The sequence below is a fragment of the Paracoccus salipaludis genome, assembly GCF_002287065.1.
In the GTDB taxonomy this organism is placed as follows: domain Bacteria; phylum Pseudomonadota; class Alphaproteobacteria; order Rhodobacterales; family Rhodobacteraceae; genus Paracoccus; species Paracoccus salipaludis.
The window spans coordinates 130,151-152,947 of sequence record NZ_NSJZ01000005.1 but is presented as its reverse complement, the minus strand read 5'-3'; the positions used below and the strand labels follow the sequence as shown (position 1 = coordinate 152,947).

General features: G+C 70.4%; 25 protein-coding genes. 14 read left to right on the top strand and 11 right to left on the bottom strand.

Annotated features, from left to right (window positions below; translation table 11 throughout):
- Window positions 1-8: 8 nt before the first annotated feature.
- From ahbB (CK240_RS08425) to CK240_RS08395, 7 genes are all read right to left on the bottom strand, one after another.
- Window positions 9-497, bottom strand: a complete 489-nt coding sequence (gene ahbB / locus CK240_RS08425; protein WP_095639897.1) for a siroheme decarboxylase subunit beta — start codon at window positions 495-497, stop codon at window positions 9-11.
- Complete coding sequence (locus CK240_RS08420) at window positions 494-976, bottom strand: Lrp/AsnC family transcriptional regulator (protein ID WP_095639896.1); 483 nt, start codon at window positions 974-976, stop codon at window positions 494-496. The genes ahbB (CK240_RS08425) and CK240_RS08420 overlap by 4 nt, the downstream gene beginning before the upstream one ends.
- Entirely contained in the window at window positions 973-1,953 is a 981-nt protein-coding gene (gene ahbB, locus CK240_RS08415) for a siroheme decarboxylase subunit beta (RefSeq protein ID WP_095639895.1), read from the bottom strand. The genes CK240_RS08420 and ahbB (CK240_RS08415) overlap by 4 nt, the downstream gene beginning before the upstream one ends.
- Window positions 1,950-3,140, bottom strand: a complete 1,191-nt coding sequence (locus CK240_RS08410) for a cytochrome D1 domain-containing protein (RefSeq protein WP_095639894.1) — start codon at window positions 3,138-3,140, stop codon at window positions 1,950-1,952. The genes ahbB (CK240_RS08415) and CK240_RS08410 overlap by 4 nt, the downstream gene beginning before the upstream one ends.
- The gene (locus CK240_RS08405; protein ID WP_095639893.1) at window positions 3,137-3,460 is read right to left on the bottom strand and encodes a c-type cytochrome; all 324 of its coding nucleotides are present in this window, start codon (window positions 3,458-3,460) and stop codon (window positions 3,137-3,139) included. The genes CK240_RS08410 and CK240_RS08405 overlap by 4 nt, the downstream gene beginning before the upstream one ends.
- Window positions 3,453-4,238, bottom strand: a complete 786-nt coding sequence (cobA, locus tag CK240_RS08400) for a uroporphyrinogen-III C-methyltransferase (RefSeq protein ID WP_095639892.1) — start codon at window positions 4,236-4,238, stop codon at window positions 3,453-3,455. Before cobA ends, CK240_RS08405 begins: the two co-directional genes overlap by 8 nt.
- A gap of 79 nt (window positions 4,239-4,317) precedes the next feature.
- A complete protein-coding gene (locus tag CK240_RS08395) occupies window positions 4,318-6,360 on the bottom strand; it encodes a nitrite reductase (RefSeq protein ID WP_276304306.1) in 2,043 nt (680 codons plus the stop codon).
- 172 nt (window positions 6,361-6,532) lie between these two features.
- Here CK240_RS08395 and CK240_RS08390 point away from each other — a divergent pair, with 172 nt between their 5' ends.
- From CK240_RS08390 to CK240_RS08350, 9 genes are all read left to right on the top strand, one after another.
- Window positions 6,533-8,764, top strand: coding sequence for a NosR/NirI family protein (locus CK240_RS08390; RefSeq protein ID WP_240517344.1), 2,232 nt, complete (start codon window positions 6,533-6,535; stop codon window positions 8,762-8,764).
- A gap of 38 nt (window positions 8,765-8,802) precedes the next feature.
- On the top strand, window positions 8,803-9,972 hold the full coding sequence (locus tag CK240_RS08385) for an NnrS family protein (protein WP_240517343.1): 1,170 nt from the start codon (window positions 8,803-8,805) through the stop codon (window positions 9,970-9,972).
- A complete protein-coding gene (locus CK240_RS08380) occupies window positions 9,969-10,850 on the top strand; it encodes an FAD:protein FMN transferase (protein WP_240517342.1) in 882 nt (293 codons plus the stop codon). Before CK240_RS08385 ends, CK240_RS08380 begins: the two co-directional genes overlap by 4 nt.
- A 110-nt stretch (window positions 10,851-10,960) precedes the next feature.
- The gene (locus tag CK240_RS08375) at window positions 10,961-11,413 is read left to right on the top strand and encodes a c-type cytochrome (protein ID WP_095639891.1); all 453 of its coding nucleotides are present in this window, start codon (window positions 10,961-10,963) and stop codon (window positions 11,411-11,413) included.
- Between the two features lie 16 nt (window positions 11,414-11,429).
- Entirely contained in the window at window positions 11,430-12,824 is a 1,395-nt protein-coding gene (locus CK240_RS08370) for a cbb3-type cytochrome c oxidase subunit I (RefSeq protein ID WP_095639890.1), read from the top strand.
- A gap of 5 nt (window positions 12,825-12,829) precedes the next feature.
- A complete protein-coding gene (locus CK240_RS08365) occupies window positions 12,830-13,633 on the top strand; it encodes a CbbQ/NirQ/NorQ/GpvN family protein (protein ID WP_240517341.1) in 804 nt (267 codons plus the stop codon).
- Between the two features lie 66 nt (window positions 13,634-13,699).
- A complete protein-coding gene (locus CK240_RS08360; protein WP_095639888.1) occupies window positions 13,700-15,655 on the top strand; it encodes a nitric oxide reductase activation protein NorD in 1,956 nt (651 codons plus the stop codon).
- Window positions 15,652-16,200 (top strand): cytochrome c oxidase subunit 3, encoded by a 549-nt coding sequence (locus CK240_RS08355; protein ID WP_095639887.1) that lies wholly within the window; start codon window positions 15,652-15,654, stop codon window positions 16,198-16,200. Before CK240_RS08360 ends, CK240_RS08355 begins: the two co-directional genes overlap by 4 nt.
- A gap of 2 nt (window positions 16,201-16,202) precedes the next feature.
- Window positions 16,203-16,472, top strand: a complete 270-nt coding sequence (locus CK240_RS08350) for a nitric oxide reductase F protein (RefSeq protein WP_095639886.1) — start codon at window positions 16,203-16,205, stop codon at window positions 16,470-16,472.
- A gap of 5 nt (window positions 16,473-16,477) precedes the next feature.
- Here the strand turns inward: CK240_RS08350 and CK240_RS08345 are convergent, their stop codons facing one another.
- Both CK240_RS08345 and CK240_RS08340 read right to left on the bottom strand, forming a co-directional pair.
- A complete protein-coding gene (locus tag CK240_RS08345) occupies window positions 16,478-17,176 on the bottom strand; it encodes a Crp/Fnr family transcriptional regulator (protein ID WP_095639885.1) in 699 nt (232 codons plus the stop codon).
- A gap of 87 nt (window positions 17,177-17,263) precedes the next feature.
- A complete protein-coding gene (locus CK240_RS08340; RefSeq protein ID WP_095639884.1) occupies window positions 17,264-17,965 on the bottom strand; it encodes a glutathione binding-like protein in 702 nt (233 codons plus the stop codon).
- Window positions 17,966-18,052: 87 nt separating this feature from the next.
- Here CK240_RS08340 and mscL point away from each other — a divergent pair, with 87 nt between their 5' ends.
- The 3 genes from mscL (at window position 18,053) to CK240_RS08325 (ending at window position 20,312) form a co-directional block, all read left to right on the top strand.
- Window positions 18,053-18,484: a large conductance mechanosensitive channel protein MscL gene (gene mscL, locus CK240_RS08335; RefSeq protein WP_095639883.1), complete on the top strand. Its 432-nt coding sequence runs from the start codon at window positions 18,053-18,055 to the stop codon at window positions 18,482-18,484.
- Between the two features lie 69 nt (window positions 18,485-18,553).
- On the top strand, window positions 18,554-19,018 hold the full coding sequence (locus CK240_RS08330) for an Lrp/AsnC family transcriptional regulator (RefSeq protein WP_095639882.1): 465 nt from the start codon (window positions 18,554-18,556) through the stop codon (window positions 19,016-19,018).
- Window positions 19,019-19,175: 157 nt separating this feature from the next.
- Window positions 19,176-20,312, top strand: a complete 1,137-nt coding sequence (locus CK240_RS08325) for an HPP family protein (protein ID WP_095639881.1) — start codon at window positions 19,176-19,178, stop codon at window positions 20,310-20,312.
- A 9-nt stretch (window positions 20,313-20,321) separates the two neighbouring features.
- On the opposite strand, the gene CK240_RS08320 is transcribed toward CK240_RS08325, so the two are convergent.
- Together CK240_RS08320 and rpsU are read right to left on the bottom strand one after the other, a co-directional pair.
- Window positions 20,322-20,726, bottom strand: coding sequence for an OsmC family protein (locus tag CK240_RS08320; protein WP_095639880.1), 405 nt, complete (start codon window positions 20,724-20,726; stop codon window positions 20,322-20,324).
- Window positions 20,727-20,838: 112 nt separating this feature from the next.
- Window positions 20,839-21,045, bottom strand: a complete 207-nt coding sequence (rpsU, locus tag CK240_RS08315) for a 30S ribosomal protein S21 (protein ID WP_011748553.1) — start codon at window positions 21,043-21,045, stop codon at window positions 20,839-20,841.
- Window positions 21,046-21,146: 101 nt separating this feature from the next.
- Here rpsU and CK240_RS08310 point away from each other — a divergent pair, with 101 nt between their 5' ends.
- Both CK240_RS08310 and CK240_RS08305 read left to right on the top strand, forming a co-directional pair.
- Complete coding sequence (locus tag CK240_RS08310) at window positions 21,147-21,803, top strand: COQ9 family protein (protein ID WP_095639879.1); 657 nt, start codon at window positions 21,147-21,149, stop codon at window positions 21,801-21,803.
- Complete coding sequence (locus tag CK240_RS08305) at window positions 21,803-22,792, top strand: NAD(P)H-quinone oxidoreductase (RefSeq protein WP_095639878.1); 990 nt, start codon at window positions 21,803-21,805, stop codon at window positions 22,790-22,792. Before CK240_RS08310 ends, CK240_RS08305 begins: the two co-directional genes overlap by 1 nt.
- Window positions 22,793-22,797 lie beyond the last annotated feature (5 nt).

Here is a 22,797-nt window from a genome sequence, read left to right as displayed (position 1 = left end):
GCCCCCTTTTATTCATCGCGCAGCCGCAACCCGGTCTTCTTCAGGATGCGGGTCGAATACAGGATGTCGTGGCCCCGGCAGGCCGCGCCCAGGATCGAGGCGACCTCGGCGCGCTTCGCCTCGACCTCTTCCTGGCTTTCCCCATGCAGCATGGCAAACAGGTTGTAGGGCCAGTCGGGCAGGGCGCGCGGGCGCTGGTAGCAATGGGTCACGTAGGGCAAGGCCCCGATCCGCGCGCCCAGGTCCGAGATGCGGTCGTCGGCCACGTCCCAGACGCTCATCCCGTTGGCGGTCATGCCCAGCGCATAATGGTTCGGGGCGACCGCGATGCGGCGGATGATGCCGCGCGCCTGCATGGCGCTCATGCGGTCGATCACCTCGGCCTCGGTCAGCCCGACGGCCTCGGCCACGGCGGCGTAAGGTTCGGCCACCAGCGGCAGCCCGGCCTGCGTGGCCTTGATGATGCCACGGTCGATGGGGTCCAGGGTGGCGGTCATGCCTGCACCCGGAAGCCGATGAAATATTCTTCCAGCTTGGGAAACAGCATCACCTTCAGCCCCGTCTCGCCCTCGATCGCCTGCGCCGTCCGCTCGATCCCTTCGGGCGAATCGGTCGCCAGCACGAACCACATGTTCAGCGCGTGCGTGCGCTCATAATTATGCGCGACCTCCGGGTGCGCATTGACCTTGGTCAGGACCTCGTCGAACCGACGGGCCGGCACGGCCATGGCGCAGAGGCAGAAGGCCCCGCCCATGGCGGCCGCGTCGAAGAAGGGCCCGAAGCGGGTGATCGCGCCGAGATCGCGCAGACGCGACAGGCGGGCGATCAGGTCCTCGCCCGTGATGCCCAGCGCGGCGGCCGCATCGTCATAGGGGCAGGGGGTCAGGGGGAAGCCGTCCTGCAGCGCGTTCAGGATGGCGCGGTCGGTGGGGTCCAGTGCCTCGGGCGGCAGGACGGTGCGGGAAGGGCGGGTCATGCGGCCTCGATCAATGCGCCGCGCTGCTTGAAGCAGCGGGTCGAGAACAGGATCTTGTGGGGAACCCCGGCCAGGTCCGGCAGGGCGCAGGCGCGGTCCAGCACTTCCAGCGCCTCCTCGCGCGAGCGGGCGTGGATCATGCAGAAGAGCGGCCAGTCCCAGACGCCCGGCACCAGACGGCGCTGGTAGCACAGCGTCACGCCCGGCACCTGCGAAAGCGCCCGGCCCGCCGCCTCGATGCCGGGTTCGGGCAGTTGCCAGACCACCATCGCATTGGCCGCCCAGCCGAGCGCCCGGTGGCGCACGATGACGCCCACGCGGGTCAGGATGCGGGCCCGCGCCAGCGCCCGGATGCGGGCGATGACCTCGGTTTCGTCATGACCCAGCCGGTCCGCCAGGGCGGCGAAGGGGGCGGGCACGAGGTCCAGCCCCTCGGACAGCGCCTGCATCAGCGGACGGTCGTCCTCGCGCAGCGCCTCCATGTCGGGCGCGCGGTCCAGTCCCAGGGGCTCGCGCGGCCCGCGCAGGCGGAAGCCGAGGTCGATGTTGAAGGGGCGGACCAGCGGCAGCGACAGGACGGGCAGGGCAGAGGCCGCCTCGATGCGGGCCAGACAGGCGGCAAGCTCGTCCTCGGACGGCGCGGTGGCGACGAACCACAGGTTCCAGCGGTCCTCGCGCAGGTAGGAATGGTTCACCCCCGGCTCGGCGCCGACGATGGCGGCGACCTCCTCGATCCGCGCCGCGGGGATCGCCAGCGCGGCCAGCGTCGAGGCGCCCGCCGTGTTCGGACGGCAGGTCGCGCCGACGCGGCTGATCCGGCCGCAGTCCTGCAGGCGTTCCAGCCGTTCCAGCACATCCGCCTCGGTGGTTCCCAGGACCTCGGCCATCGCGGCGAAGGGGCGGGGGACCAGCGGCAGGTCGCGCTGGAACTCGTCCAGCAGGCGGGTATCGAGACAGTCGGGCGAAAGCTCGGTCATAGGCCGGTCCTGTGCGCGCGGGTGGTGAAGAAGATGCCCGAAGGCGCCCGGGCCTCGATCTCGCCCAGCTTCTCGTAGGTGCGGGTGTCGAGGATCACGACCTTGTCGTCGTCGCGGGCCGACAGCCAGACCTCGCGCCCGCGCGGGGTGAATTCCATGTGCAGGATGCCCTTGCCGGGTTGCAGCGTCTGCTTCACCTCGCGGGTCATGCCGTCGATCACCTGCACGGTGCCGTTGTCGGGGGTGGCGAAGTTCACCCACAGCTCGCGCCCGTCGGGGCGGGCGGTGACGAAGACGGGCTGGCCCGCGACATCCGTGCGGCCGGTTTCCGCGCCGCTGGCGGCGTCCGCCCAGAGCACCTGGTGCAGCCCCACGGCGGGCAGGGCATAGGTCGAGCCCGCCAGCGTCCAGCCCTGAAGATGCGGCATCTTGTAGACCGGCAGGTCGGGCTGGTTCTTGCCGTAATCGGGCAGGATGCGGCGGGGCCGGGGCGGGTCGGCCCACAGGTCGATGGTGGTCAGGCCCTTTTCGCCGAAAAGCCCGACGATGTAGGTCCGTCCGTCCGACGTCATCAGCGCGTCATAGGGGTTCGCCCCCACGCCCTTCACCTGCGTGACCTGCGGATCGGCGGGATCGGCCGAATGGTCCAGCACCCAGACCTCGCCCGTGTCCCAGGTGGCGACGACGAAACGGGACCCCGGCGCATCCGCCAGCCCCACGGTCTTGGACCCCATGGGGATGTCCGCGACCTGTTCCAGCGTGTCCGCGTCGAAGACCTTGACCCCGCCGGGTTCATAGTTCGACACCGCGACCAGTTTCCCGTCGTCCGAGATCGCCCCGCCGATGGCGTTGCCCGCCTGCACGACGCGGTTTTCCAGGGTGCAGGTCAGGATGTCCACCTTGGACAGCCCGCCGTCGCGGCCGAAGACATAGGCGAAGCGCTCGTCGGGGGAAAAGGTCAGCGAGGCATGGGAAAGGTCCCCCAGTCCCTCGACCCGGCACAGCGCCGCGCGGTCGGACTGGTCCACGACCAGGACCGATCCCGTCGCCCGCTCGATCACCACCCCCAGGTCGCCGGTGCCGCGCGCCTCGGCGGCGGTGCCGGGCAGGGCGGACCCGACGCCACCTTGCGCATGGGCGGCGAGGGGCAGGACAAGGGCCAGCGCGGAAAGGCAGGCACGGATCATGGGGTCTTCTCCGTCTTCAGGTATTCGGCGATCCACAGGGCCTCGGCCTCGGCGATCAGCGGGCGCCAGGGGGGCATCGCCGTGCCGGGCACGCCGTCGAGGATGATCGCGGCAAGACCCTCGGGATCGTAGCCCGCCAGCGCCTCGGGGGTGATGGGCTTGCCCAGGCCTCCCTTCATCGTCAGCCCGTGGCACGATCCGCAGTCCTGGATCACCATGTGCTCCAGTTCGGCCTGCCGCTGGGGCGAGATGTCGGCCGCCAGCGAAACCGAGGCCGCAGCCGCCAGAACGGCCGCGGCGATCAGGCCCGTCTCAGCCATGCCCGACGACCCGCAGGTGCGCGGCGCGCAAATCGCGCGGCAGGGGCAGGGCGGCGGTTTCATGAAGGCCCGCGACGCGGCCGATCATGAACAGGACCGGCGCCTCCATCGGCGCGCGGGCCAGGTCGGCGCCGATATGGGTCAGGTCCGACAGCATCCGCGCCTCGCGCGGGGTGGTGGCATGGGCGACGGCCAGCACCGGCAGGTCCACGGGCATCCCCGCGGCGATCAGCCGGGCGGCGATCTCGGCCATGTTGGCGGCGCCCATGTAGACGACCAGCGTGGTGTCGGGGTCCGCGAGGCTCGACCAGTCGAGGTCCAGCACCTCGTCGCGCGCCCGGTGGCCGGTGACGTAGCGCACTCCGGTCGCAAGGCCCCGGTGGGTCAGCGGCACGCCGGTCGAGGAGGCCGCGCCCTGCGCGGCGGTGATGCCGGGGACATAGGAATAGGAGATGCCCGCCGCGGCCAGTTCCTCGGCTTCTTCCGAGCCGCGGCCGAAGATCAGGGGATCGCCCCCCTTCAGGCGCAGGACGGTGTGGCCCTCGCGCGCGAGGGCCACCAGAAGCCCGTTGATCTGGTCCTGGGGGACGGAATGGAAGCCCGCGGACTTGCCGACGGAAATGCGGCGGGCGGCGGGGGGGATCAGCGCCATGATCTCGGGGCTGACCAGCCGGTCGTGGACCACGATCTCGGCCGATTGCAGCAGGCGCATCGCGCGGACCGTCAGCAGTTCGGGGTCGCCCGGTCCTGCGCCGATAAGATAGACCTTGCCCGCCATGTGCCTGTTCCCTTGCGGCTTTCTGCTGGGGATGGGTGGGGCGCGCGGCTGGCCCGCGCGCCCCTTCCGGATCGAACGATCAGTAGATGTCGTTCTGGGTGTTGTAGACGTTGAACTTGCCGGTCGGCGTGACCAGCCGCTCGTCCTTGATGACGTGCTTCAGTTCCAGCGTCTTGTCGTCGATCACGACGATGGCCGACTGCTGGTCCTTGCCGTTCCAGACCGAGAACCAGATCTCGGTCCCGTCCTTGTTGAACTCGCCCTGCACCACGCGCGGCTGGCCTTCGGTGATCTCGGCCATTTCCGCGATGTTGAGGGTGATGACCTCGGGGTCCGAGCCGTCGCCCTTCATCTGCGTGGTGTCGAAGACCGCGACCGAACCGGACACCGCCGCGTCGGGGTTCAGCGTGGCGTCAACATACAGGTATTTCGAGTTCGGGTGCGTCTTGACGAACAGCGAGCCGCCGCCCAGCGCCGGGAAGCTGTCCACGATCTTCCAGGCGTTGTCCGGGTGGCCTTCGGGATCGGTGCCGATCAGGGCCACCGACTCGTCGCCCAGGTGCGAGGTCGCCCAGACCGGCCCGAAGACCGGGTGGGTGAAGTTCGCGCCCCGGCCCGGGTGCGGGGTCTCGCCGCCCGTTTCCGTGATCGCCGCCAGCTTGCCTTCCTTGGTGTCGATGACCACCAGCTTGCCGCGCGCGTTCGCCGCCGTGATGAAGTAGCGCTTGGTCGAATCGAGGCCGCCGTCATGCAGGAAGCGCTCGGCCTCGATCTCCGTGACCTTGAGGTTCTTCAGGTCGGTGTAGTCCACCAGCTGGATCTTGCCGGTTTCCTTGATGTTGACCAGGAACTCGGGCCGGTAGTGCGAGGACAGGATCGCCGCCACGCGGGGTTCCGGGTGGTAGGTCTGCTCGTCATAGATGTTGCCGCGGGTCGAGACGATCTTCAGCGGCTCGAGCGTGGCGCCGTCCATGATGACATACTGGGGCGGCCAGTAGGACCCGGCGATGGCGTACTTGTCTTCCCAGCCCTCCATCTTCGAGGTCTCGACCGAACGGGCCTCGGCGCCGACCTTGATCGTGGCGACGATCGAGGGGTCCTCCATCCACAGGTCGATCATGTCCACCTTGGCGTCGCGGCCGATCACGAACAGGTAGCGGCCCGAAGCCGACATCCGGCTGATGTGGACGGCATAGCCCGTGTCCAGCACCTTGCGGACCTCGTAGGTGCCGCCGTCGATCAGGGCGATCTGGCCGGCGTCGCGCAGCGTGACCGAGAACAGGTTCTCCAGGTCCCAGTCGTTCTGCTTCTCGGTCGGGCGCTGTTCCGGCGGAACGATGACCTTCCACGAGTTGCGCATTTCCGGCATGCCCCATTCGGGCGGCGCGGCGGGGTCCAGCAGCAGGTAGTTCGCCATCAGCGTCACCTGTTCCGGCGTCAGCTGGCCCGAGGTGCCCCAGTTCGGCATCCCGGCCGGAGAGCCGTATTCGATGAAGCTGTGCAGGTAGTCGAAGCCCAGCTCGCGCGTCAGGTCGGGCGTCAGCGGCTTGCCGGTCGCGCCCTTGCGCAGCACGCCGTGGCAGCCCGCGCAGCGCTCGAAGTAGATGGTGTTGGCCTCGTCGAACTGGGCCTGGGTCAGCGCCGGGATGCCCTCGGGGGCGCCGGGGGCGGGGATCGATTCCTGCGACAGGGTCGTCAGGGCCGGCTCATACTGGTCCTGCGGCTTCGAGGTGTGGTCCTGGACGTCGGACTTCAGCGTCTTCTGTTCTTCGCTGGGCAGCTGCGCGCCTTCCGAGCGCGGCAGTTCCTCGACCGGGGTGTCGGGTCCGGCCTTGGGCCCTTCGACTTCGTTGATGTCGGCCGCGGCTTCCGTCCCCGCGGTGTCGCGGGCGGCTTCGGTCCCGGCGGTCGCGTCGGTGGGGTCCTGCGCATCGGCCGGGGCGGCCTCGGTCGTGGCCGCGGCGGCGGGTGCGGCGCTGTCGTTTGCGGGTGCCGTTGCTTCGGCCGGCGCGGCGGGGGCAGGCGCGGCGGTCTGGGCCGCCGCGATGCCCGCGCCGAACACCATGGCCAGAGCCGCAGACGCCAGAAGCGATGTCCTGGCTGTATGCGCTGGAAACTTCATGAAGATTCTCCATTCTGCTGGTGAGGCGAGGATGAGGTTAGCGTCCCTCGATCACAAGTCTTTGACTTCGGTTAAGGCACGCTGTGAAGTTTCCGGCGACTGTGACGCTCTGCTCGCGGTTGCAGCGCCTGACCGCCGCCGCGAACTCGCTGGGTCCATCGGGGGGATGTCCATGAAGCTGTCCGCACCCCTTCGCCGCCTTGCCCGCGCCGCCGCCATGCTGTCGCTGGCGGCTCTGGGCTGGGGGGCCGTTCCGGCCCTGGCGCGGGAGGGGGGCACGGGGCTCTCCGCGTCCGCCGAGGCGAGCGCGCCCGCGTCCCCCGACGCGGCCCTTGCCGCCGCGCTGTTCCAACTGCCGCCGGACCGCCAGCCCGGCGTGGCGCGGCAGGAGGCCCCGGTTCCCGGCTGGCGGGTCGAGGCCGAGGGCCAGCCCTTGGGCCTGATCGGCTCGACTTGGGAACTGGCGAACTCGACCGGCTATTCGGGGCGCCCGCTGGACGTGCTTGTGGCCGTCGCGCCGGACGGGCGCGTGGCGGGGGCGCGGCTGATGCGCCATGCGGAACCCGTGCTGACGCTGGGCATCTCGGACGCCGACATCGCCGCCTATGTGGACGGCTTCCGCGGCTATGACACGACCCGCCCCGGCGAGGACGCCGAGGGCCTTCCCGACGTGATTTCCCGCGCCACCGTCTCGACCGGGGTGATCCGGGACGGCGTCCTGCGGACCGCGCGCATCCTGGGCGCCGCGCAGGGCGAGGGCGGCGTGATCGACCGCGTGGCCTATCAGCCCGCCGACTGGGCGGCGCTGGAGGCCATGGGGGCGCTGTCCCATGCCCGCGCCAGCATGGCCGACGCCGCCCGGGCCTTCGCCGGGGCGCGGCAGGTGCCCACCCCCTCGGACGAGCCGTTCCTGGAATTCTGGGCCGGCATCATCGACACCCCCACCGCGGGCCGCAGCCTGCTGGGCCAGCAGCCCTTCAATGCGGTCGCGGGCGCGCGCGCCTCGGGCGAGGCGCTGCTGGCGGTCTTCTCGCGCGGGGCTACGGGCCATCGCGGCACCGGATGGAAGCGCGCCGGGACATTCGAGCGGATCGCCGTGACCCAGGGCGAGGTCACCCTGACCCCCGCCGCCGAGGGCTATGCCCAAGTCAACCGCATCGCCGCCGAGGGCGCGCCGTCCTTCACGGAACGCAGCGTGTTCCGCATCAACGCCGACCCGGAACGCGGCGGCATCGACCTGACGCAGCCCTTCACCGTAACCGTCACCGCGACCCGCCCGGCCGCCGGGGACGGGGGCACCCTTGCCCTGCCGCTGTCTGCGCAGGTCAGCGTCCCCGAGGCCTTCCGCCTGGCCCCGCCCGTGCCCGAGATCCCGCTGTGGCAGCAGTTCTGGCAGGCCAAGAAGCCCCAGGTCGCCGTGGTGGGCGCGATGCTGGGCCTGCTGGGGCTGATCCTCTTCGGGCAGGAATGGCTGGTGCGCCGCGCGGGCCTGTGGCGGCGCGTGCGGCTGGCCTATCTGTTCGTCACGCTGGTCGTGCTGGGCTGGGGCCTGAACGCGCAACTGTCCATCGTGCAGGTTGTGGCCTTCCTGCACGCGCTCCTGTCAGGCTTCCACTGGGAAACCTTCCTGGTGGCGCCGCTGATCTTCGTGCTGTGGTCGGCGGTTGCCCTGGGGATGCTGTTCTGGGGCCGGGGCGTCTTCTGCGGCTGGCTGTGTCCCTTCGGCGCGCTGCAGGAACTGACCAACGCCGCGGCGCAAAGGCTGGGCCTGCGCCAGATCGCCGTGCCGCAGGCGCTGCACGAGCGGCTGTGGGTTATCAAGTACACGCTGTTCGTGGCGATCGTGGCGCTGTCCTTCTATTCGATGGAAAGGTCGCTGGTCCTTGCCGAAGCCGAGCCCTTCAAGACCGCGATCTCGATGTATTTCCTGCGGCCCTGGCCCTTCGTCCTTTACGCGCTGGCCCTGCTGGGGGCGGGGCTCTTCATCGAGCGCTTCTTCTGCCGCTATGTCTGCCCCCTGGGAGCGGGACTGGCGATCCCGGCCAAGCTGAAGATCTTCGACTGGCTCAAGCGCCGCCCCCAGTGCGGGCGCGAGTGCCGGCTGTGCGAAACGAAATGCCCGGTGGGCGCGATCGACCCGCTGGGGCGCATCAACCCCAACGAATGCGTCATGTGCCTGCGCTGCCAGACGATCATGGACGACGAGAACACCTGTCCCGTCCTCAAGCGCCGGGCGCGGGGCGCGGGCGGCTTCAAGGCGCCGCCCGTCCCCACCGCGCCCGCGACCGGCCCCGTGCCGCCGCCCATCGAACCCACCCAGGTGCCCGCGGGCGCCCATGCCGGCGCAGCGGCGCCGGGCTCCGAACAACCGCCGGCCTTCCGGTCCCAGCAGGTGACGTCATGACCATGACCGCTTCCTCCACCCCAACCCCAACCCCGTCCTTGCCCATCCTTTTCCGCGACGGCTGGCGCGTCTTCTTCATGGCCGCAGGGCTTTACGCGGTGGCCGCCATCGCCGTCTGGCTGCTGTGGACGGCGGGCGCGGCCGAGCTGCCCTTCGCCCCCGGCCCCATCGCCTGGCACGCGCACGAGATGGTCTTCGGCTTCGCCAGCGCCGCGCTGGGCGGCTTCTTCCTGACCGCGGTGCCGAACTGGACCGGCGCGCCCGCGCCCACGGACCGCTTCGTGGCGCTGGTCGCGGGGCTGTGGCTGGCGGGGCGTGTCGCGGTCTGGTTCTCGGGCGCGCTGCCCGCCGGGGTGGTGGCGCTGCTGGACCTGGCCTTCGTGCCGGTTCTGGGCGCGCGGATGGTGGCGATGCTGATGATCAGGCCCAAGCCCCAGAACCTGATGTTCATCGCGCTGCTGACGCTGTTCTGGACCTCGAACCTCCTGGTCCACCTCGACTGGATCGGCTGGAGCGCGACCGAGGCGCAGGGGATGCGCGGCGGGCTGCTGACGGTTTCGGCCATGATCGCGGTGCTGGGCGGGCGCGTCACCCCGGCCTTCACCCGCAACGCGCTGCTGCGCGGGAATCCCGCGTCCCCGGTCCCGGTGTCGCGCAAGCCGCTTGAGATCGCGGGCGTCGCCCTGCCGATCCTGACGGCCCTTCTGGCGCTTGCGGGCGCGCCCGACCTGCCGACCGGCGCCGTCGCCACCGCCGCCGGGATCGCGGCGGGGCTGCGGCTGGCGGGCTGGCGCGGGCTGTCCACGCTGGGCGAGCCGATCGTCTGGGCGCTGCACGCGGGCTATGCCATGCTGGCGCTGGGGCTGCTGGCCTGGGGCCTCGCGCTGCTGGGCCTCGGGTCCGAGATCGGGGCGCTGCACATTCTGGGCGTCGGCGCCATCGGCGGCATGACGCTGGCGGTGATGAGCCGCGCCAGCATCGGCCATTCGGGCCGCCCCCTGCGCGCCCCCGCGACCGTGGCGCTGGCCTACGGGCTGATCCCGCTGGCCACCCTGCTGCGCTGGGCGGCCTCGGCCTGGCCCGGCTCGTTCCACGCGGCGGGCACGCTGGGCGCGGGGGCGCTGTGGATCCTGGCCTTCGTGCTTTACCTTCTGGCGCTGTGGCCCGTCTGGACCTCGCCGCGCCCGGTCAAGGGGGACGCCTCATGATCCTGCCCCGCCGCCGTTTCCTTGCCCTTTCGGCCTGCGCGCTGGTCTTGCCCGCCGCCGCTGCGCCCACCCGCCACCACTGGCAGGGCGTGGCGCTGGGCGCCGATGTCGCGCTGACGGTCGAGGGCGGCACCCCCGCCGCCGCCCGCGCCTTCTTCGCCGAGGCCGAACGCGCCCTGCGGTCGGTCGAGCGGCAGTTCTCGCTGTTCGGCGGGTCCGAGCTGATGCGGCTGAATGCCCTGGGGCGGCTGGCCCATCCCTCGGACGACATGCTGGCGCTTCTGGACCTGGCCGGGCGCGTCCATGCCGCGACGGGCGGCGCCTTCGACCCGACCGTGCAGCCGCTGTGGCAGGCGCGCCGGCTGGGGCAGGACGAAGCGCCCGCGCTTGCGCTGGTCGGCTGGGAAGGGCTGCGCGCCGGCCCGGCCGAGATCCGGCTGGCGCGGCCGGGCATGGCGCTGACGCTGAACGGGATCGCGCAAGGGTTCGCCGCCGACCGGCTGGCCGAGGTGGCCGCGCGTCACCGGCTGGCCGAGGTGCTGATCGACGCGGGCGAGGTCCGGGCGCTGGGCACCTCGGGCTGGCAGGCGCGAATCGAGACGCCCGCCGGCGAGCGGCTGCGCGAGCTCACGCTGCGGGGCCGGGCGCTGGCGACCTCGGCCCCCTTCGGAACGCGGATCGGTCCGGCGGGGGACCGCGCGCATATCCTCGGGCCGCGCGGGCAGGGGCCGCGCTGGGCGCTGGTTTCGGTCAGCGCGGACAGCGCCGCCGTGGCGGATGCGCTGTCCACCGCCGCCGTGCTGATGGAGCGTCCCGCCCTCGACGCCGCGCTGCGCGCCTTTCCTCAGGCGCGGCTCGAGGCGCTGCTGCCGCTCTGACGGCGCGGGAAAATCACGGCCAGGTCACGGTCCGTTGACTTTGGGCAAGGCCTCGTCCCACGCTGCCGCTATCCGTAGACCTGTGTTAACTGCTCGAAGGGACCGCCGCCATGAGCGACGTCATGACCAAGAGCATGGCCCGCAACGTCTTCTATGGCGGGTCATTGTTCTTCATCGCGATCTTCGGCGCGATGTCCGTCCACAGCCACCTTTATGCCGTCAACGTCTCGACGGACAAAGCCGCCCTGACCGAAAGCGTCGCCGCGGGCAAGCTGGTGTGGGAGAACAAGGCCTGCATCAACTGCCACACGCTGCTGGGCGAGGGCGCCTATTTCGCGCCCGAGCTGGGCAATGTCATGCGCCGCTGGGGGGTGCAGGACGACCCCGACGCCGCGATGGAAACGCTGAAGGCCTGGATGGACGCCATGCCGACGGGGATCGAGGGGCGGCGGCAGATGCCGCAGTTCAACCTCACGGACGAGGAGTATCGCGCGCTTTCCGACTTCCTGCTGTTCGTGGGGTCGGTGAACACCCAGCAATGGCCGCCGAACGACGCGGGCTGAGGCGAGAGGGACAATCATGAGATACGCAACACAGAAGATCGCCTTCGCCTATTTCGGCGTGGCCATGGCGCTGTTCGCGCTGCAGGTCATCTTCGGCCTGACCATGGGCTATGTCTATGTCCAGCCGAACTTCCTGGCCGAGATCCTGCCCTTCAACATCATCCGGATGCTGCACACCAACGCGCTGGTCGTGTGGCTGCTGCTGGGCTTCTTCGGCGCGGCCTATTTCCTGCTTCCCGAAGAAGCCGAGCGCGAGATCCATTCGCCCGCCATCGCCTGGCTGCAACTGGTCATCATGGTCGTGGGCACACTGGGCGCGGTGCTGACCTACATCTTCAACTGGTTCGCCGGGAACTATTTCCTGGGCACGCAGGGGCGCGAGTTCCTGGAACAGCCGACCTGGGTCAAGGTGGGCATCGTCGTGGCCGCGCTGCTGTTTCTGTACAACGTCACCATGACGGTGCTGAAGGGCCGCAAGACCGCCATCTCGAACGTGCTGCTGCTGGGTCTCTGGGGACTGGCGCTGTTGTTCCTGTTCGCCTTCTACAACCCCCACAACATCGTGCTGGACAAGCAGTACTGGTGGTACGTGATCCACCTGTGGGTGGAAGGCGTGTGGGAACTGATCATGGCCTCGATCCTGGCCTTCCTGATGCTGAAGCTGACGGGCGTGGACCGCGAGGTCGTCGAGAAGTGGCTTTACGTCATCGTGGCCACCGCGCTCTTCTCGGGCATCCTGGGGACCGGGCACCATTACTACTGGATCGGCCTGCCGGCCTACTGGCAGTGGGTGGGGTCCATCTTCTCGTCCTTCGAGATCGTGCCCTTCTTCGCGATGATGTCCTTCGCCTTCATCATGGTCTGGAAGGGCCGGCGCGACCATCCGAACAAGGCCGCCCTGCTGTGGTCGCTCGGCTGCTCGGTCCTGGCCTTCTTCGGCGCGGGCGTCTGGGGCTTCCTGCACACGCTGCACGGGGTGAACTATTACACCCACGGCACGCAGATCACGGCGGCGCACGGGCATCTGGCCTTCTACGGCGCCTATGTCTGCCTGGTGCTGGCGATCATCACCTATGCTGCGCCCATCCTGCGTAACCGCGACCCCTATAACCAGGTGCTGAACATGGCCTCGTTCTGGCTGATGTCGGGCGGAATGCTGTTCATGACCTTCACGCTGACCTTCGCGGGCACGGTGCAGACGCACCTGCAGCGGGTGAACGGCGAGGCCTACATGGACGTGCAGGACCAGCTGGGCATCTTCTACTGGATGCGCTTCGGGTCGGGCATCGCCGTGGTGCTGGGGGCGCTGCTGTTCATCTACTCGATCGTCGTCGTGCGGCGCGAGGTCGTCGAGCCCGGACCCGCGCAGGTCCACCGCGACCAGCTGGCCCACCGGCACCCGGCGGAGTGATGTCCATGAACGCTCATGCGAAACCGGAGGGGGCAGACGCCCCCTTCTACCTGCCCCAGCGCGACGAGGTCGCGGTCTTCGAGGCGGCGGCCAGGAACGACCTGCCGGTGCTGCTGAAGGGCCCGACCGGCTGTGGCAAGACCCGCTTCGTGTCGCACATGGCCGCGCGGCTGGGCCGGCCGCTTTACACGGTCGCCTGCCATGACGACCTGTCGGCATCCGACCTGATCGGTCGCTACCTGCTGAAGGGCGGCGAGACGGTCTGGGTGGACGGGCCGCTGACCCGTGCCGTGCGCGAGGGCGCGATCTGCTATCTCGACGAGGTGGTCGAGGCGCGCAAGGACGTGACGGTGGTGCTGCATCCGCTGACCGACGACCGCCGCATCCTGCCCATCGACCGCACGGGCGAGGAGCTGGAGGCCGCGCCAGGCTTCATGCTGGTCGCCTCCTACAACCCCGGCTACCAGAACATCCTCAAGACGCTGAAGCCCTCGACCCGCCAGCGCTTCGTGGCGATGGAGTTCGACTTCCCGCCCGCCGCGCAGGAAACAGCAATCGTCGTGCAGGAAAGCGGGCTGGACGAACGCCGCGCCGCCCTGCTGGTGCGGCTGGCGGGCAAGCTGCGGGCGCTGAAGGGGCAGGACCTGGAAGAGGGCGTGTCCACCCGGCTTGTCGTCTATGCGGCGACGCTGGTGGCGGGCGGCATGGACCTGAACCGGGCGATCTCGGTCGCCATGATCGAGCCGCTGACGGACGACGCCGACATCAAGCGCGGCCTGGCCGACCTGGTCGTGGCGGTGCTGGGCTGAGACCTGAGGGCCGGGGGCCAGCCCCCGGACCCCCGGGATATTTGTGCAAAGAAGAAAGGTGCAGTCATGGCCGCGCGTGTGGACTGGCGCGAGATCGAGCCGTGGGAGCCCGAGGAAAGCATCGGCAAGCTGTGGCACGGGCTTGCCAGCGGCTTTGATACGCTGCCCGTGCACGAGGATGCACGGGTGGACCTGTCCGAGGTCGCGGGGCGTCTGGCGGTGCTGTTCCGGGGTCTGGGCGGGGACCACTCCGTCGAGATGCGGGCCGCCGCCGACCGCGTCAGCCGCCACCGGCTGAGCTGGCGGCGGCGACTGGGGACCGAGGCCGAGGCGCTGCCTGCGGCCGAGTTCGACGGCGGCATCCTGCGCCTGCCCGCGACGCTGGCGATCCTGCCCACGCCCGAGGCGAACGGGGCGCTTTACCTGTGGCTTGCCGCCTTTGCCGCGCATCTGGTGGCCCCCCGCGAGGTGGGCGACGATCCCCTGCGCCGCGACCTGGCGCGGCTGGCCGCTGCGCGGGCGAGTGTGCCGCGGGTGGCTGACAGCGCGCCGGGGCTGACGGGGCTTTACGACGAATTGCGCGGGCTGGTGCTGGCTGCCCGCCCGCGTCCCGCCCTGCCACCCGAGGAGGCGGCGGTCGAGGCCGTCGCGCGGCATCTGCTGGGCGATGAGACTCCCTTGCCCCCTCGCGCGGCCGAGATGCTGGCGGTGCTGGACGGCGACCTGTCGGACCTTGCAGCGCCCCGGCGCTATCAGCCGATGCGCCCCGTGCCCCTTTGGGTGGTCACGGAAGCGGGCGCGGCGTCCTCTCCCGACCGGGTCGAGACGCGCGAGGCCGAGGGCGAGGCGCTGGAAACCGGCGAGCACCAGGAACGCACCCTGCGCGCCCGCCGCAAGAAGGCCGACGCGGCCGAGCGCAGGGACAGCCTGATCATCAACAAGTTCGAGGCGATCCTCAGCTGGGCCGAGTTCCTGAACCTCAACCGCCGGGTGGACGACGATGACGAGGATTCCGCCCGCAAGGCGCTGGACGACCAGGAGGAGCTGAGCCTCGGCCAGGTCAGCAAGGCTCCCGCCACGCGGCTGAAGGTCCACCTGGACCTGTCGCCCGAGGACGTGGACCGCGAGGCGCTGTCGGGCGTCTTCACCTATCCCGAATGGGACGCGAAGGCAGGCCGCTACCTGCCTGCCCATGCCCGCGTGCTGGACAGCTATCCCGCGGCCGATCCCGCGGCCTCGCATCCCTTCGACGAGGCCGCGCGCCGCCGCATCCGCGCCGTGCGCCGGCAGTTCGAGGCGATGCGCCCGGGCCGCGTCATCACCACGGGCCACCGCGACGGGGACGAACTGGACCTGGACGCGACCGTCCGGTCCCGCGTGGGGCTGAAGGTCGCGGGCGAGGGCTCGGACCGCGTCTGGAAGCAGTCGCGCCCGCAGAACCGCGACCTTGCCGTGTCCATCCTGCTGGACATCTCGCGCTCCACCGAAAGCGCCGTGACGGGGCGCGCCGTGATCGACATCGAGCGCGAGGCGCTGGCGGCCCTGACCTGGGGGCTGGATGCGACGGGCGACCAGGTGGGGGTGCAGGCCTTCTGCTCGCTGAAACGCGACCGGGTGTTCGTGACGACCTGCAAGCGCTTCGACGAGCCCATGTCGGCGGCAGTGGAATCCCGCATCGCGGCGCTGCGGCCCGCCTTCTACACCCGCCTTGGCGCGGGCATCCGCCATGCCGGCGCCACGCTGGCGGCGCAGGGGCGCAGGCGGCGGCTGCTTCTGGTCATCACCGACGGCAAGCCGAACGACCTCGACCATTACGAGGGCCGCCACGGCATCGAGGACAGCGCCATGGCCGTGCGCGAGGCGCGCCGCGCGGGCCATTCCGTCTTCGGCATCACCGTGGACCGCGACGGCAAGTCCTGGTTCCCGCGCATCTTCGGTCAGGGCGGGCACGCGCTGATCCCGCACCCCGACAGGCTGACCGAGGCGCTGCCGCAGATCTACCGCCAGCTCGTCGGCGCATGACCGAGGCCGTCCATCCCCGCACCGGTCTGCCGGGCGAGCTGATCATGTGGGTGCTGATCGTCAGCGAACTGGCTGTCTTCGGCGCGGCGCTGCTGATCTTCCTGGTCTTGCGGCTGGGCGATCCGGCGGGCTTCGCCGCGGCGCAGGACCAGCTGCACCGGCTGTCGGCGGGGGTGAACACGATGGTGCTCGTGACCTCGGGGCTGGTCGCGGCACTGGCGGTGCGTGCCGCCGAGGCGGAGCAGCGGGCGCTTGCACGGCGGTGGCTCGCGGCGGCGATCCTGCTGGGCGGGGTCTTCCTTGTTCTGAAAGGCGTCGAATATGCCGATGCCGCCCGGCGCGGGATCGGGCTGGAAACCCATGTCTTCTTCACCTTCTACTGGCTGCTGACGCTGTTCCACGCAGCCCATGTGCTGGCGGGCATGATCCTGCTGGGCATCGTCGCCATCCGCGCCCAAGCGGATGCGGTCGAGGCGGCGGGCCAGTTCTGGCACATGGTGGACCTCGTCTGGGTCCTGCTGTTTCCCGTGATCTACCTGCTGTGACGATGCGCCCTTCCGATCCCCTGATCCGGGCCTGGCTTGCCCTTGTCGCGCTCTCGGCCCTTGCAACCGGGGTGTCGCTGCTGCGGCCCGATGCGCCCCCCTGGGCGGCGACGGTGGCGGGGGCGGCGATCCTGGTGCTGGCATGGCTCAAGGCGCGGGTGATCCTGAACCGCTACCTCGGGCTTGCCGGTGTGCCGGGCGCGCGGCGCGGCTTCGGTGCGGGGCTCGGGGCCTTCGCACTGGCGGCGCTGGTGCTTTACGCGCTGGGCTGAAGCCCTTAGCGCAGCCAGGCCTTGGCGGGGTCCTCGGCCACAAGCTCGCGCAGGCGGTCCACGTCCTCGATATGGGCCATCGCCGCCTCGATCCGCACGCCGTGGTCGCGCAGCCGGGCGAAGGCGCGCGACAGCGTCTCGGGCTTGATGCCCAGGCGCCCGGCGATCAGCGCCTTGTTGTAGGGCAGGGCGACCGACACCTCGCCCTCGCGCCCCGCCGACAGGTCCAGCAGGAACTCGGCCACCCGCTGCACGCCCGAGCGCGCCTTGAGCCCTTCGATCTGGCCGACGAGATGCTGGAGATGGACAAAGACGGCGGCCAGCATGGAGGCCGCCATCGCCGGGTCCGAATGCAGCATGTGGCGCAGCCGCGCCGCGTCCAGCCGCAGAAGCCGCGCTGGCGTGATCGCCTCGGCGGATACCGGATAGGGCAGGCCCCGCAGCGCCACCGCCTCGCCGAAGCTGCGGCCGCGCGTCATCACGCTGACCACCGCCTCGGTCCCGCTGGTGGCAATGCGGTAAAGCTTGACCCAGCCGTCCAGCACGATGAACAGCGCGTCGGCCGGATCGTCCTGCAGGAAGATCGTCTGCCCCGTCTCGACGGACTGGACCTGCGCCCCTTCCAGCACGCGGGCGCGCTGGGGCTCGGGCAGGGCGGCCAGCAGGGCGGACTGCCGTGCGGTGTCGAGGTCGGCAGGCGTCATGATCTCTCCGGCAGGGAAGGGACAGGACGGGGACAATAGCGGCGCGCAGGGGGCGCGGCAACCGCGGGGCCGCCGCGTTCCCGGGCCTCAGGCCGCGCCCACGGTCAGGCCGCGCTGGACGGCGGGACGCGCCAGGAAGCGGTCCATCCAGGCGGCGACATTGGCGAAGCTGGAAAGCCCCACCAGGTCCTGCGCCTCGTAGTTGACCGTCAGCGTCCGCACCCAGGGGGCGGTGGCGATGTCGGCGACCGAATAGTCGCCCGTGATCCAGTCGCGCCCCTGAAGCTGGCGGTCGAGCACGCCCAGCAGCCGCCGCGCCTCGTTCACGTAGCGGTCGCGCGGGCGCTTGTCCTCGATCTCCGAGCCGCGGTAGCGGTGGAAGAAGCCGAGCTGCCCGAACATCGGCCCGACCCCGCCCATCTGGAACATCAGCCACTGGATCGTCTGATAGCGCGCCGCCCCTTCACGGGGCAGGAAGCGGCCGGTCTTGTCGCCGAGATAGATCAGGATCGCGCCGGATTCCCACAGGCCCATCGGCTTGCCGTCCGGCCCGTCGGGGTCGATCATCGCCGGGATCTTGTTGTTGGGGTTCAGCGACAGGAACTCGGGCGTCATCTGGTCCTCGGGGTCGCCGATGCTGATGCGGTGGGCGTCGTAGTCGAGGCCGCATTCCTCGAGCATGATCGACGCCTTGAACCCGTTGGGCGTGTTCAGCGTGTAAAGCTGGATCGCGTCCGGGCGCCGGGGCGCCCAGCGGCTCGTGACGGGAAAGCCACTCAGGTCGAACATTCGGCTGCTCCTCGGTGAAACATTTGGTTGTGAACGGTCTGCATGGCAGTCTGGATCCAGCGACACCCGACCGCGGAAGGACAGGTCATGATCAAGGAGTTTCGCGATTTCATCGCCAAGGGCAATGTCATGGACATGGCCGTCGGCATCATCATCGGGGCGGCCTTCACCGCCATCGTGGCCTCGATGGTGGACGACCTCCTGCAGCCGGTGCTGGGACTGGCGACGGGGGGCACGGATTTCTCCAACTGGTTCCTGGCGCTGAACGGCGAGGATTATCCCACCCTGCGGGCCGCGCGCGACGCGGGCGCCCCCGTCTTCGCCTATGGCAGCTTCGTCACGGCGGTGATCAACTTCCTCATCATCGCCTTCGTGGTCTTCCTGCTGGTCAAGGGCGTCAACCGCATCAAGGACGCGGCCCTGCGCAAGCAGGTGGCGGAGTCCTCGGCCGCCGGCCCCTCGACCGAGGCGCTGCTGGCCGAGATCCGCGACCTGCTGGCCGCCCGCCCGGAACGCTGATCACTTTGCCTCTGGCGACCGCTGCCGGCACCGCTAGGCTTGGCCCCGCAGCCGCCGAAAGACCGACCGATGAGCCCTGACCTCGACCCGACCGACCGCCGCATCCTGTCGGTGCTGCAGAAGGAAGGGCGCATCTCGAACGCCGACCTCGCGGCGCGGATCAACCTGTCGGCCAGCGCCTGCCACCGCCGCGTCCAGCGGCTGGAAGAAGGGGGCTTCATCGCGGCCTATGTGGCGCTTCTGGACCCCCGCCGACTGGGGCGGACCACCACGGTCTTCGTCGAGATCACCCTGTCGGGTCAGGGCGACGCCACGCTCGACGCCTTCGAAAAGGCCGTCCGCGCCATCCCCGAGGTGCTCGAATGCCACCTGATGGCGGGCTCGGCCGACTACCTGCTGAAGGTGCTGGCCGCCGACACCGACGACTTCGCCCGCATCCACCGCCAGCACCTCGCGCGGCTGCCGGGCGTCGCCCAGATGCAATCCTCCTTTGCGCTGAGGGTGGTGCTGCAATCCACGGCATTGCCGGTCTGAGGCGATAACCCCGGGGAATTCCCCGATCCCCGGCCATGGAGGCTGCCTGCCCCAGCGGGCCCGCCGCGCCTCGTGTCGCCGTCCTGCGCCCGGACAGGCTTGCAACCCTCCCGCCCGGCGCATTACCCCGCTGCGTCATCTTCCGATGAGGCGCTCCATGCCCCCAGCCGCCCATTCCCGACTTCGCGCCCTCGGCCCCTCGATCGCCGCGGTTCCCCTGCGCGAGGCGCTGCGGGCGGGCCTGGGCGCGGCGCTGGGGCTGGCGGTGGCGACCGGATGCGCGCTGGCCTTCTCGCCCGACCTGCGGCTGGGCATCTACCTGATCGCGCCCTTCGGGGCCTCGTCGGTCCTGCTGTTCGCGGCGCCGAACAGCCCGCTGGCGCAGCCATGGGCGGCCATCGTCGGCAACACCGTGGCCGCGGTGACGGCGATCCTGGTCGGCCGCCTCGTGTCCGGCCCGCTGCTTTGCGTGCCGCTGTCGGTGGGCCTTGCCATCGTGGTCATGGCGCTGTGCCGGGCGACGCATCCCCCGGGCGGGGCCGTCGCCATGACGGTGGCGATGGGGGCCGAGCGGATCGCGCCCCTGGGCCTGGGTTTCGCGCTGGTGCCGGTGGCCGCCGGCACGGCGCTGCTGGTTCTGGTCGCGGTGCTTTACGCCCGCGCCACGGGCCGCCGCTATCCCTTCCGCCAGTTCCACGAGCCGAACCCGAACGGCACAACCGATCCCCCGGCCGTCGAGCGTCTGGGCCTGACCGAGCAGGAACTGTCGGACATCCTTGTCCGCTATCGCCAGTCGATGAACCTGGGCGTCGAGGACCTGGCCCGCCTGATCGCGGCCGCCGAGATCCAGGCCGCGAGCCACCGCACGGATGTCCAGACCGCCGCCGACATCATGTCGCGCGACCTGGTGACCGTCGGCCCCGAAGCGCCCCTGCGCGAGGTGGCCGGGCTTTTCGCGCGCCACGGCTTCACCTCGCTGCCGGTGGTGGGGAAGGACGGCCGCTTCCTCGGCGTCATCTTCCAGCTTCACCTGATCGCCAGCGACTGGGCGCTTCCGGTCAGGGGATTGAGGAAGCTGCTGCCGCGCCGGGGCACGGCGACGTGCGCCGCCGACGTGATGGAGGCCGCCCCGCCCGGCGTCCCGCCGGATGCGCCCATCGCGGCGCTGCTGCCCTATCTGGCCACCCACCGCACCGACGCGGTGCCGATCCTTCAGGGCGACGAGATCGTGGGCATCGTCACCCAGACCGACCTGATCGCGGCGCTGGCGCGGCAGAGCCTGCGGGCGGGATAGGGTGCAGGGTCATTCCGCCGTCACCGTCACCGCAATCCCGCGGGGCAGCGAGAGCCCGACCATCGAGCCCCGCCCGGCCTCCTCGACCAGGTCCGAGGCGTCGAGGCCGTCGTCCGTCTCGCAGCGCACGCGCATCCCGACCGAGGTGGCGACAAGGGGATCGCCCTCCATCTCCAGCGTCACCTCGACCGAGATCGAGGCGATCCGCCGACCCTGACGATGCGAGATGTAGCGCAGGTCGTTGCAGAAGCAGCCGCCGATCGCGAGGGCGAGCAGCTGCGCGCCGTTGAAGCCCAGCCCCATGCCGCCGGCCATGCCCTCGGGCCGGTCGGCGATGACCGTGTGGCTGCCCGCCCGGCCCAGCGCGGCCTCGGTCCCCGGGACATTCGCGAAACTGATGCTGACGCTCGGCATCGGCGCACCACCTGCTGCGACCCAGCCTATCATGCCGCACCATGCCGCCCAAAGAAAAACCCCCGCGGCCATGGCCACGGGGGTCCCTTGAACCATCCGGTTCGCTTGCGCCTTACAGCGCGCCTTCGCGCTGGGCCTTTTTACGGGCCAGCTTGCGGGCGCGGCGGACGGCCTCGGCCTTTTCACGGGCTTTCTTGACCGACGGCTTCTCGAAATGCTGCTTCAGCTTCATTTCGCGGAAGACACCTTCGCGCTGAAGTTTCTTCTTCAGGGCACGAAGCGCCTGTTCGACGTTGTTGTCGCGAACGCTCACCTGCATGTGGTTGTCACCACCTTCCTAGGTTAGAGTTGATTTGATTGCAGGACGCAGCCCCTTAGCGCAGCGTGCCCCGCTTGTCCACCCTGACGGAGGTTTTTCGGATGCAAGACGACCGCGACCGGCTGCTGGAGGCCGCGCTGACGCATGTGCCTTTCGAGGGGATGAACGACCGCGCGCTGCTGGCAGGGGCCCGCGACCTGGGAATGTCGCCCGACCTGGCGCGCGTCCATTTCCCCCAGGGCGGCGCGAGCCTTGCCGCGGCCTACCACCGTCAGGGCGACGCGGCGCTGGCCCGCGCGCTGGCGGCAGGCCCCCGCACGGGGCGCATCCGCGACCGCATCGCCGACGCGATCTGGCAGCGGCTGGCGCTGGCGGATCCCGAGCTTGTGCGCGCGGGCGCGACGGTCATGGCCCTGCCCCAGAACGCGGCTCTGGGCGCGCGGCTGATGTGGGAAACGGCGGACACGATCTGGAACGGGCTGGGCGATTCCTCGGACGACGTGAACTGGTGGACCAAGCGCGCGACGCTGGCGCCCGTCTTCAGCGCGGCGGTGCTGTACTGGCTGGGCGACAACTCGGCAGGCCATGCCGACACCCGCGCCTTCATCGACCGCCGGATCGGCGACGTCATGCGGATCGAAAGGCTCAAGGCCGGCTTGCGTGATCTTCCGGGCGCGGCACCCCTGACGAAGCTGGCGACCGGCTGGATCCGCAAGCCCCGGCCCGCCCCGGCGCCCGGCCACCGGGGGCGCGCCTGATGTCGCTGCCCCACGAGATGACGGTCGTCGAGATCACCCGTCCCGGCGAGGCCGATGTCCTGCAGCCCGCCCGCCGCCCGCTTCCCGCGCCCGGCGCCGGGCAGATCCTGATCCGCGTGGCCTATGCCGGGGTGAACCGCCCCGACGTGCTGCAGCGGCAGGGGAACTATGCCCCGCCGCCCGGCGCCTCGGACCTGCCGGGGCTGGAATGCGCGGGCCATGTGGCGGCCGTGGGCGCGGGCGTCACCCGCTGGCAGGTGGGCGATGTCGTCTGCGCGCTGCTGCCGGGCGGCGGCTATGCCGAATATGCGCTGGCACCGGCCGATCACGCCCTGCCGGTGCCCGAGGGCCTGAGCCTTGCCGAGGCCGCCTGCCTGCCCGAGACCTGCTTCACCGTCTGGTCCAACATCGTCATGCGCGGCGGGCTGCAGGCGGGCGAGCGGTTCCTGGTCCATGGCGGGTCCTCCGGCATCGGGACGACCGCGATCCAGATCGCGGCGGCCTTGGGCGCGCGGGTCTGGGCCACGGCCGGCTCGGACGAGAAATGCGCCGCCTGCGCGCGCCTCGGCGCCACGGCGATCAACTACCGCGAACAGGACTTCGTCGAGGCGCTGCGGGCCGAAGGGGGCGCGGACCTGATCCTCGACATGGTGGGCGGCGACTATGTTTCGCGCAACATCCGGGCGATGGCGGATGACGGGCGGCTGGTCTTCATCGCCTTCCTGGGCGGGCCGAAGGTCACGCTGAACCTTGCCCCCGTGATGATGCGGCGGCTGACGATCACCGGCTCGACCCTCAGGCCGCAGTCCGATCTGGCGAAAGCCCGGATCGCCGAGGAGTTGCGCGCCCATGTCTGGCCGATGATCGCGGCCGGCAAGCTGCGCCCGGTCATGGACGCCGAGTTCGCGCTGGAGGAGGCCGCAGCCGCCCATGCCCACATGGAAGCGGGCGATCACATCGGCAAGATCGTGCTGCGTGTGGGAGAGTGAGGGCT

What these genes read in the sequence shown, in the direction of transcription:
- ahbB (WP_095639897.1), bottom strand. Translation starts at nt 497, where the DNA reads ATGACCGCCACCCTGGACCCCATCGACCGTGGCATCATCAAGGCCACG.
- CK240_RS08420 (WP_095639896.1), bottom strand. Translation starts at nt 976, where the DNA reads ATGACCCGCCCTTCCCGCACCGTCCTGCCGCCCGAGGCACTGGACCCC.
- ahbB (WP_095639895.1), bottom strand. Translation starts at nt 1,953, where the DNA reads ATGACCGAGCTTTCGCCCGACTGTCTCGATACCCGCCTGCTGGACGAG.
- CK240_RS08410 (WP_095639894.1), bottom strand. Translation starts at nt 3,140, where the DNA reads ATGATCCGTGCCTGCCTTTCCGCGCTGGCCCTTGTCCTGCCCCTCGCC.
- CK240_RS08405 (WP_095639893.1), bottom strand. Translation starts at nt 3,460, where the DNA reads ATGGCTGAGACGGGCCTGATCGCCGCGGCCGTTCTGGCGGCTGCGGCC.
- cobA (WP_095639892.1), bottom strand. Translation starts at nt 4,238, where the DNA reads ATGGCGGGCAAGGTCTATCTTATCGGCGCAGGACCGGGCGACCCCGAA.
- CK240_RS08395 (WP_276304306.1), bottom strand. Translation starts at nt 6,360, where the DNA reads ATGAAGTTTCCAGCGCATACAGCCAGGACATCGCTTCTGGCGTCTGCG.
- CK240_RS08390 (WP_240517344.1), top strand. Translation starts at nt 6,533, where the DNA reads ATGAAGCTGTCCGCACCCCTTCGCCGCCTTGCCCGCGCCGCCGCCATG.
- CK240_RS08380 (WP_240517342.1), top strand. Translation starts at nt 9,969, where the DNA reads ATGATCCTGCCCCGCCGCCGTTTCCTTGCCCTTTCGGCCTGCGCGCTG.
- CK240_RS08375 (WP_095639891.1), top strand. Translation starts at nt 10,961, where the DNA reads ATGAGCGACGTCATGACCAAGAGCATGGCCCGCAACGTCTTCTATGGC.
- CK240_RS08370 (WP_095639890.1), top strand. Translation starts at nt 11,430, where the DNA reads ATGAGATACGCAACACAGAAGATCGCCTTCGCCTATTTCGGCGTGGCC.
- CK240_RS08365 (WP_240517341.1), top strand. Translation starts at nt 12,830, where the DNA reads ATGAACGCTCATGCGAAACCGGAGGGGGCAGACGCCCCCTTCTACCTG.
- CK240_RS08360 (WP_095639888.1), top strand. Translation starts at nt 13,700, where the DNA reads ATGGCCGCGCGTGTGGACTGGCGCGAGATCGAGCCGTGGGAGCCCGAG.
- CK240_RS08355 (WP_095639887.1), top strand. Translation starts at nt 15,652, where the DNA reads ATGACCGAGGCCGTCCATCCCCGCACCGGTCTGCCGGGCGAGCTGATC.
- CK240_RS08350 (WP_095639886.1), top strand. Translation starts at nt 16,203, where the DNA reads ATGCGCCCTTCCGATCCCCTGATCCGGGCCTGGCTTGCCCTTGTCGCG.
- CK240_RS08345 (WP_095639885.1), bottom strand. Translation starts at nt 17,176, where the DNA reads ATGACGCCTGCCGACCTCGACACCGCACGGCAGTCCGCCCTGCTGGCC.
- CK240_RS08340 (WP_095639884.1), bottom strand. Translation starts at nt 17,965, where the DNA reads ATGTTCGACCTGAGTGGCTTTCCCGTCACGAGCCGCTGGGCGCCCCGG.
- mscL (WP_095639883.1), top strand. Translation starts at nt 18,053, where the DNA reads ATGATCAAGGAGTTTCGCGATTTCATCGCCAAGGGCAATGTCATGGAC.
- CK240_RS08330 (WP_095639882.1), top strand. Translation starts at nt 18,554, where the DNA reads ATGAGCCCTGACCTCGACCCGACCGACCGCCGCATCCTGTCGGTGCTG.
- CK240_RS08325 (WP_095639881.1), top strand. Translation starts at nt 19,176, where the DNA reads ATGCCCCCAGCCGCCCATTCCCGACTTCGCGCCCTCGGCCCCTCGATC.
- CK240_RS08320 (WP_095639880.1), bottom strand. Translation starts at nt 20,726, where the DNA reads ATGCCGAGCGTCAGCATCAGTTTCGCGAATGTCCCGGGGACCGAGGCC.
- rpsU (WP_011748553.1), bottom strand. Translation starts at nt 21,045, where the DNA reads ATGCAGGTGAGCGTTCGCGACAACAACGTCGAACAGGCGCTTCGTGCC.
- CK240_RS08310 (WP_095639879.1), top strand. Translation starts at nt 21,147, where the DNA reads ATGCAAGACGACCGCGACCGGCTGCTGGAGGCCGCGCTGACGCATGTG.
- CK240_RS08305 (WP_095639878.1), top strand. Translation starts at nt 21,803, where the DNA reads ATGTCGCTGCCCCACGAGATGACGGTCGTCGAGATCACCCGTCCCGGC.